Consider the following 7,803-nt stretch of genomic DNA (forward strand, 5'->3'; position numbering starts at 1 on the left):
CTTCTCTTGTCCTCAGTCCCCGAAATGGAGATCGGCTGGCTGGAGAAGGCGATCAAGGGACGACGCATGGCCAGCGCAGGGAATTGACCTTCACCGAGGCTCTATCAACCTTCAATGTAGATCTAGATAGCCACCTTGCTGACTTGGTCGGACCTAGGCCCCAGGATGGCAAATTCGATTCGGCGAACGAGGTTCGGGGAGATCGGCAACTCCGAGGCCAACCGGAGCGGGTCAGCAGCTACGACGAAAGGTGAGAAGATCTTGATAGTATACCGCTGTGCCTTCTTCCGTCTCTATCGAGTTTAGGAGACTCGCTAGTCAAGGCGGCCTGCAGCGTTGCGCGAACGAGCTCTTAAAACAGGCTTCATTGAAACCCGCGGGGGACGTAGACTATAATGGCATCCCGGAGAGAGTGTCGAAGGCCAGATTATTCTCCAACTCTCATCACGGACTCATGTTGGCGTTGCCGCGAGGCGAACGAGTTCAGGATGGGATGGTGCTCTCATGTGCTAACAAATAGGCCCAACTGCCCGATCTGCAGCAGCTAAAAAAATGGTCATCCGAATGAGGGCGAAAGCCCAGCAGCCAGTCCATGTTCGAGCTCGGCACAACTGCCCACAAATCCACGCCGTTTGCTGTCCTCGCCCCGTGCAGCTAGCCTAGCCGTGTTAACCATTCATGTTCGTCCGCGGAGGCGGACCCAAATGGAATGGGCCACAGCCATCGCGTTATGTTATGTCCTCAGCCCTATTTGCCGATCATTAGGCGGCTTCGCCATTGCGTGACAGATCGTATGATTGTCGAACGAGGGACCGACTATTTGACGACCAGCATGCGTGGCGTGAAAGTCAGCGGCTCATACCCGGCTTCTGTGACTGCAAAGGGTTGGGTAATGGTTACCGCCTGATCCCCAAGCCACAAACCAGTCATCATGTGAAAACACATCCTTGATTGGAGAACTGTCTTCTCTTCCTTGCGTAAACTCGCGGTGCGCTCTGCTACTGACGGTGGATAACCGATGCCGATCGGGTATCCGATCCGCTGATCCTTCTCGAACCCGTGGCGGGCCAGCGCCTTGTGGAAAGCCCCGTACACCTCCGAGCAGGCGCGTCCGGGGCGAACACTATCTAGGCCGGCGTTCAACGCTTCGATGGCCACATCTGCGAGCCTTTCGTACTCCGGGGAAGGTTTGCCCAGGCAAATCGTCCGGCTCACATTAATCTGATAGCGACGGCGCGTGCCGTGAACCTCTATGTTGATCACTGTCGATTGCGACAGTGGTTTATCCGTCCATGACGAGTGGGGGGCGAGCGCCCTTTCTCCGACGCCGAGGTGCACGACCGAAGAATTATAGCTCCCGCCGAGCTCAGGCGTACCTGAGATCTCCTGGTGATATGCGGCTGCCGCGAGGTCACACTCCCGCACACCCGGCTCTGCCGTGGCGACAACCCTTCTTAGCACGGCATCACCGATCAGCCCCGCCTCACGCATGAACACCAGTTCGGCGGGGCTCTTGACGAGCCGAATCCAATTGATCAGCAGGTCCGCGTCTACAAAGCTCGCCTGGGTCAACGCTTTGACAAGGTCTGCATGAGCCCGCGCAGAATAGTAGTAACCGCCCATCTCGACGCCAATCGTCGCCTTTTCCCCTCCAATTTCCTTGACCACGCCCGCGACGTACTCATAAGGGGACAATTCTGAGGAATTGACGTAGTTATCAGGGAAGCCGCGGATACTGTCGTCCGAGAGATAGGTCGTAATCTTCGCAGACGTCGTATCCATGCCACGAGTGATGAAGATGGGCTCGTCGCGATCAAGAGCTACAATCCCCATTTGGGGTGTATAGAACGAATAGGCGTCATAGCCGGTGAGATAGTTGAGGTTCGGTGGCTCGGAGACCAGTAGCAAATCGAGGCCGCGTTTTGACATCTCCGCCTTGACGCTCGCAAGGCGTATAGCAAATTCCGCCCGCTCGAAATAAAGAATTCTTTCCATATTTGGTTCCCCTGCTTTAACCGGACGTCACCACATCTGTCCTCGCCAAGCGAACTGCGTTGTTTGGTGCTGCCCCGCCGTTATGGGCTACGACGTTATATCGCGTGCTCGGGTCAGAGCATACGGAACTGCAATGCGGAAATACCGCGTTGTCAGGGTGAACGGCGCCGATTTCCTGCGCCATATGCCCGCATTCGCAGAAAACGCGCAGTATGTTCCGTCTGAAAACGCATTGAGATTTTGCCCCGCAGAAAAGTCGCTCGCAGCTAGAACGCCGTATCTCAGAAATGGTACAGCGCAGAGCCATACCCGCCCAACGGTACGAAAACCCGTTCAACAATCGGCTTGAATGCAGGTTTTCATCCTCGTTCATCGGAGATTTGTAGAATTTAAGCGAACCCGAACGGATATAGATACTGAGATTGCTTGATGGTTCGCCCGGTGCAGGCCAAATCCACCAGAGTACTGATAAGGCTGTTCATGAATATGGAAATCGTCATCGCGGTGGACCGTGCGGCAGTCCTACGGCCTTTTACTGATGAGACGGCTCACTCAGAACGTCTACTTGACCTGAGGATTGATCGCGAACTTATCGCGCGCAGGCTGTTCCAGAGAGACCTTCCGGGTTTTCGTTCTCACCATCTTTGTCGAGAAGGCATGTGCTAACAATGGCGAGCGCCAGAAACGTCAATCATAGCTGCTTGGTGGTTTGTGACCCAGACGACGGAGATGTCGTCGGCGAAACCCCGTTGACTTCGATTAATAACGTGAACCGTGTTTTAGATCTCGGCTATCGAGCGAGTCGCGAACGACCGCCTGCCATTCATGAGCGAGTCCGAATTCTGCAGGAGGTTGCCGACAGGGTGGCGGCGGAAGCCGAATGTCACGCCCATCTCATAGCGCGCGAAGGCATTAAAACCATTCGTGAGGCTCGGGCGGAGGTCAAGCGTGCCATCGAAACACTTCGCCTTTCGGCCGAACAGGCGAAGCAAAACGTTGGGTCGGTTATTCCGTTCGATCAGGTTCCCGCTGGCGAAGGCCGGCTCGGTTGCTGGGCAAATCGACCGGCGGGGCTAGTGGTAGCCATTACGCCCTACAACGACCCGCTGAACCTAGTCGCTCATAAGCTCGGCCCTGCTTTTGCGGCGGGATGTCCCGTCATACTCAAGCCCCACCCCCAAACGCCCTTCAGCGCCATTCGTCTCGTCGAACATTTTCTTGCAAGCGGCGCAAGTGAGAATCGGATCCAGATAGTGATTGGGGGCGCCGAAGTCGGGGGCATGCTCGTAGCCGACCGACGTCCGCGCATCATTTCTTTCACGGGCGGACGGGATGCTGGAGAGCGCATTGCTCATCAGTCGGGCGTCAAGCGGCTCCTGCTCGAACTGGGGGGCGTGGGTATCGTGGCCGTCGCAGCTGACGCTAACATCGAAGCTGCAGCTCAATCGATCAATAGCGGTGCGTTTTGGGCGGCTGGGCAGAACTGCGTCCGTGCACAGAGAATCATTGCGGACGACAGAGTGGTCGCAGAGTTGACAGAGCGACTTGTCGCACGAGCTGCCGGCATCCGATTGGGCCGTAAGATTGACGAAACAACGGACATTGGGCCGTTGGTCGATACTGCGTTAGCAAGGTCTCTGGGCCGCAGCGTACAAAACATGAAGCGAGCTGGCGCCACCGTGCTTTGCGGCGGTGAGATCGAGGGTGCTCGCATGCGACCGACATGGGTTGCAGGACTCCCAGCGCGCCACACGCTGCTCGGGAACGAGCTTTTTGGGCCTGTCTCGACAATCGAGAAGGCCCAGGACGACTCAGATTTGCTTGGCCAAATCCAAAACGGGCCAGATGCCATTCACGTCGCGATGTTTACGCAGTCAATTTCGCTGGTTACGGCTGCATTTGAAAGGGCTAACGCCGCCGCGGTGATAATCAATGACAGTACTGATTTCCGTATTGACGCAATGCCGTTCGGGGGTGTCGGCGCGGCTGGTCTGGGGCGCGAGGGTGTTGCCGACTCAATTAGCGCGATGAGCGAAAAGAAACTCCTCATCATCACTGAATCAAGAACGACAATTACCAGCGATATCTCAAATGGCGGTCAGGTGTGTCCTGGCCTCAATGATACAGTGATCCTCTAAACTCGACAGGCACGACATTGGATAAAATACTACACACCAATATACCTTCGCACGCTCGTATTGTTGTGGTCGGTGGTGGAATCATTGGCCTTAGCGTTGCTTACCATCTTGCGAAAAAAGGCGAGAGTGACGTCGTTCTGCTGGAACGAAAAGAACTTACCTGCGGGACCACTTGGCACGCGGCAGGCTTGGTAACTCAGCTCCGCTCGACAGAGAATTCGTCGAGACTCGCGGCCTATACTGCTGATCTGTTTAGCAATCTCGCTGTCGAAACTGGCCAAGAAACCGGATTTCGGCGGTGTGGTTCGCTTACGGTGGCTGCGACTCGTGAGCGCCTTCAGGAGCTCAAGCATGCAGCTTCGATGGCCAGCAATTTCGGACTGGAAGTCGACATAATCACCCCGGAGGAAGCTTTAGAAATTGTGCCGCATCTCAATCAAGCGGATATGGTCGGTGCCGCCTGGATCGCGAACGATGGTAAAACGAATCCGATCGACACCGCTCGCGCGTTTGCAGCCGGTGCGCGCCAGCGCGGTGCACGTATCTTGGAGGGGGTGACGGTCACTGGGATTGACCGCATTGGCGATCGCGTAACGGGAGTCCGGACTGGCCAAGGGAATATAGTTTGCGATCATATCGTTCTGTGTTGTGGCATGTGGACCCGCGAGCTTGCTGCCTCGGTAGGAGTATCTGTCCCTCTCCATGCGGCCGAGCACTTTTACGCCGTGACGGAGCCCATCCCTGGAGTTTCGCACGACATGCCAACTATTCGCGATCTAGATGGGCGCGTCTACATCAAGGAAGACGCCGGTAGACTTCTGGTGGGATCCTTCGAGGCCGTTGGTAAGCCCTGGGGGGCAGGCGGTATACCGGCTGACTTCTGCTTTGATCAGCTACCGGACGACCTCGATCACTTTATGCCCTACTTTGAGAATGCGATGCATCGGATGCCGGTGCTAGGTCAGGCTGGCATTCAGCTGTTCTTCAATGGGCCAGAGAGTTTCACGCCCGACAATCGATTCCTCCTCGGTCCAGCCGCAGAACTCGATGGGCTGTTTATTGCTGCTGGCTTCAATTCCTGTGGCATCGAATCCTCGGGGGGGGCGGGAAAGCTGCTGGCCGATTGGATAGTCGATGGAGTTCCAGGCGCAGATTTCTGGGATATTGATGTGCGCCGGGCAATGCCGTTTCAACGCAACGGACGGTACCTGGAGAAGCGAACCAGTGAAGCCATGGGCATGCTCTATGGTGTGCACTGGCCTTTGTTGGAGCCAGAAAGCGCACGCGGAATTCGTAGATCTCCCCTCCACTCGCAATTGACTGCGGCGGGGGCCCATTTTGGACAGGCTGCCGGGTTCGAGCGGCCGCAATGGTTTGCTCAACAGGGAAGCACTGCTGAGTATTCTTTTGGAAAACCAGGGTGGTTTGCAGCGCAGCAAGCCGAGTGCGTTGCGACGCGCGAGAGCGTAGCTTTGTTCGATCAAAGTTCATTTCAGCATGTCCGCATAGAAGGTCGCGATGCGCTTCCTCTACTCCAGCGCATTTCAGCTGCGAACGTTGACGTCCAGGTCGGAAGAACCGTGTACACTGGTTGGCTTAACGAAACCGGCGGCTTTGAGTCTGATCTTACCCTGACGCGACTGGCGGAACGATCATTTTTAGCTGTCACAACAGCTGCTCAGAAAACGCGCGACCTAGCCTGGTTGCGAAGGCACGGCAAAGACTTTGACGCCGTTTCAGTAGTGGATGTGTCGCCTGGCCAATCGACGATTAGCGTCATGGGCCCCAAATCGCGCGCGTTGCTCCAGACTGTGAGTCCGGACGATTTCAGTGACGAGGGCTTCCCCGTGGGATCGGCTCGCACCATCGAAATAGGGGACGGCATCGCTCTTGCGGTCCGAATGTCCTTTGTGGGGGAGCTCGGCTGGGAGCTACACATAGACACGGACATGGCAGCATCTGTCTACGAAGCTCTGGCCGCGAATGGAGGGCCGTTTGGTCTCCGCCTTGCGGGCTACCACGCTTTGGACTCTCTCCGAATGGAATGCGGCTATCGCGATTGGGGACTGGAGATCACAGACGAGGATACGCCCTTGGAAGCGGGCTTGGGATTCGCAATTGCATGGGACAAGCCGATCGACTTTTTGGGCCGCTCGGCGCTGGAACGGCAGCGGGGTGCTTCACTTCCAAAGCGCCTGTGCCAGGTTCGGGCTGACGCTCCAAACGTCTTCTTGCACGGTGCGGAGCCTCTCTGGCGCGACGGCAAGCGGGTCGGTTTTCTGAAGTCTGGAGCATTTGGGCATTCGGTCGGAAGCGCTATAGGTATGGGCTATGTGCACAACCCAGATGGCGTGACCGCACCATGGTTGAAAGAGGGAAGCTGGGAGCTGGAAGTCGCGGGCGACCGATATCCAGCAACTGTGCAACTAAAGCCGTGGCTCGCCAAAACGCTGCTCGGCGAGACCCGCTAACCAAACCGCAAATGACCGCGACTTCCGTTAAGCGACCAGTTGGGCTTACACGTTAATCATCCGACACCATTAGCGCTCTCAGCCAAGGGCTGTAGCCTCGTCCTGGAGCAACAGCCACTGATGACCTCCGCCTTCGTACTAACTCTCATGTGTTCGGATCAACCCGGCATCGTAGCTCGTGTGACAGCCGAGCTTTTCAACTACCGGGCGAACATTGTAGAGGCGGCGCAGTTTGAGGACGGCGAAACAGGCCGCTTCTTCATGCGAGTGGTGTTTGCATTGCGATTGGACACTGAGGTCAAAACCGTCATTGAGACCTTTGGCGCGGTCGCACGCCACTACGAGATGAGGTGGGCGATCCGCCCGCGTGATCAGCTGCGTAAAGTGCTGTTGCTCGCATCTAAGTTCGATCACTGTCTCGTAGATCTGCTCTATCGAACGCGGATAGGAGAACTGAGCATGGCGGTGGTCGGCATAGTCTCGAACCATCCACGCGAAATATTTCGCGATCTCGGAGATGCGCCGTTTCATTATCTGCCAATAACCAGGAACACCAAGTCCGAGCAGGAGGCAAGAATCAAGGGAATTGTAGGTGAGACGGGCGCCGAACTCGTTGTGCTCGCGCGCTATATGCAGATATTGTCGGACGATTTCTCGGCCTTCTTATCAGGGCGCTGCATCAACATTCACCATAGCTTCCTGCCAGGCTTCAAGGGCGCGAAGCCGTATCACCAAGCATATGCCCGCGGAGTCAAAATGATCGGTGCGACTGCACATTATGTGACCGCAGATCTCGATGAGGGCCCAATCATCGCACAGGACGTCGAACAGATCAGCCACTCTGACTCGCCGGATGTGCTTGTGCGCAAGGGTCGTGACATAGAACGGCGGGTACTGGCCTCCGCAGTACGGTGCCATTTGGAGGATCGAGTACTTGTAAACGGCACCAAAACTGTCGTCTTCCCGGGGTGAAAGATTTGGTGGGGTCTGCTGCTTGTCGGTGCTCTGCATACAAAAGGCGCAGCGGTTGAGCTACCAGACAATGCTTGCTGTTGGAGGTATGATATGAAGATCCTTGTGCCCGTGAAGCGGGTTGTGGATGCGAATGTGAAGGTTCGTGTCAAGGCTGACGGTTCGGCGGTGGAACTCGCCAACGTCAAGATGGCGATGAACCCGTTCGACGAGATCGCGGTCGAAGA

At 56.3% G+C, this 7,803-nt stretch carries 4 protein-coding genes and 1 pseudogene; 4 read left to right on the top strand and 1 reads right to left on the bottom strand.

Translation table 11 applies throughout. From position 1 onward, the window contains the following. Positions 1–816: 816 nt before the first annotated feature. Entirely contained in the window at positions 817–1,995 is a 1,179-nt protein-coding gene (locus AC0L2C_RS33860; RefSeq protein WP_473525495.1) for a M24 family metallopeptidase, read from the bottom strand. A 668-nt stretch (positions 1,996–2,663) separates the two neighbouring features. Here AC0L2C_RS33860 and AC0L2C_RS33865 point away from each other — a divergent pair. From AC0L2C_RS33865 to AC0L2C_RS33880, 4 genes and pseudogenes are all read left to right on the top strand, one after another. Further along, positions 2,664–4,133: an aldehyde dehydrogenase family protein gene (locus AC0L2C_RS33865; RefSeq protein WP_473525496.1), complete on the top strand. Its 1,470-nt coding sequence runs from the start codon at positions 2,664–2,666 to the stop codon at positions 4,131–4,133. A 17-nt stretch (positions 4,134–4,150) separates the two neighbouring features. After that, a complete protein-coding gene (locus AC0L2C_RS33870) occupies positions 4,151–6,604 on the top strand; it encodes a GcvT family protein (RefSeq protein ID WP_473525497.1) in 2,454 nt (817 codons plus the stop codon). Between the two features lie 120 nt (positions 6,605–6,724). After that, positions 6,725–7,576, top strand: a complete 852-nt coding sequence (gene purU / locus AC0L2C_RS33875; RefSeq protein ID WP_473525498.1) for a formyltetrahydrofolate deformylase — start codon at positions 6,725–6,727, stop codon at positions 7,574–7,576. A 93-nt stretch (positions 7,577–7,669) separates the two neighbouring features. Next, a pseudogene (locus AC0L2C_RS33880) lies at positions 7,670–7,803 on the top strand (electron transfer flavoprotein subunit beta/FixA family protein); the annotation flags it as partial.

The sequence above is a fragment of the Mesorhizobium sp. WSM4845 genome (genome assembly GCF_055811455.1).

What these genes read in the sequence shown, in the direction of transcription:
- AC0L2C_RS33860 (WP_473525495.1), bottom strand. Translation starts at nt 1,995, where the DNA reads ATGGAAAGAATTCTTTATTTCGAGCGGGCGGAATTTGCTATACGCCTT.
- purU (WP_473525498.1), top strand. Translation starts at nt 6,725, where the DNA reads ATGACCTCCGCCTTCGTACTAACTCTCATGTGTTCGGATCAACCCGGC.
- AC0L2C_RS33865 (WP_473525496.1), top strand. Translation starts at nt 2,664, where the DNA reads ATGGCGAGCGCCAGAAACGTCAATCATAGCTGCTTGGTGGTTTGTGAC.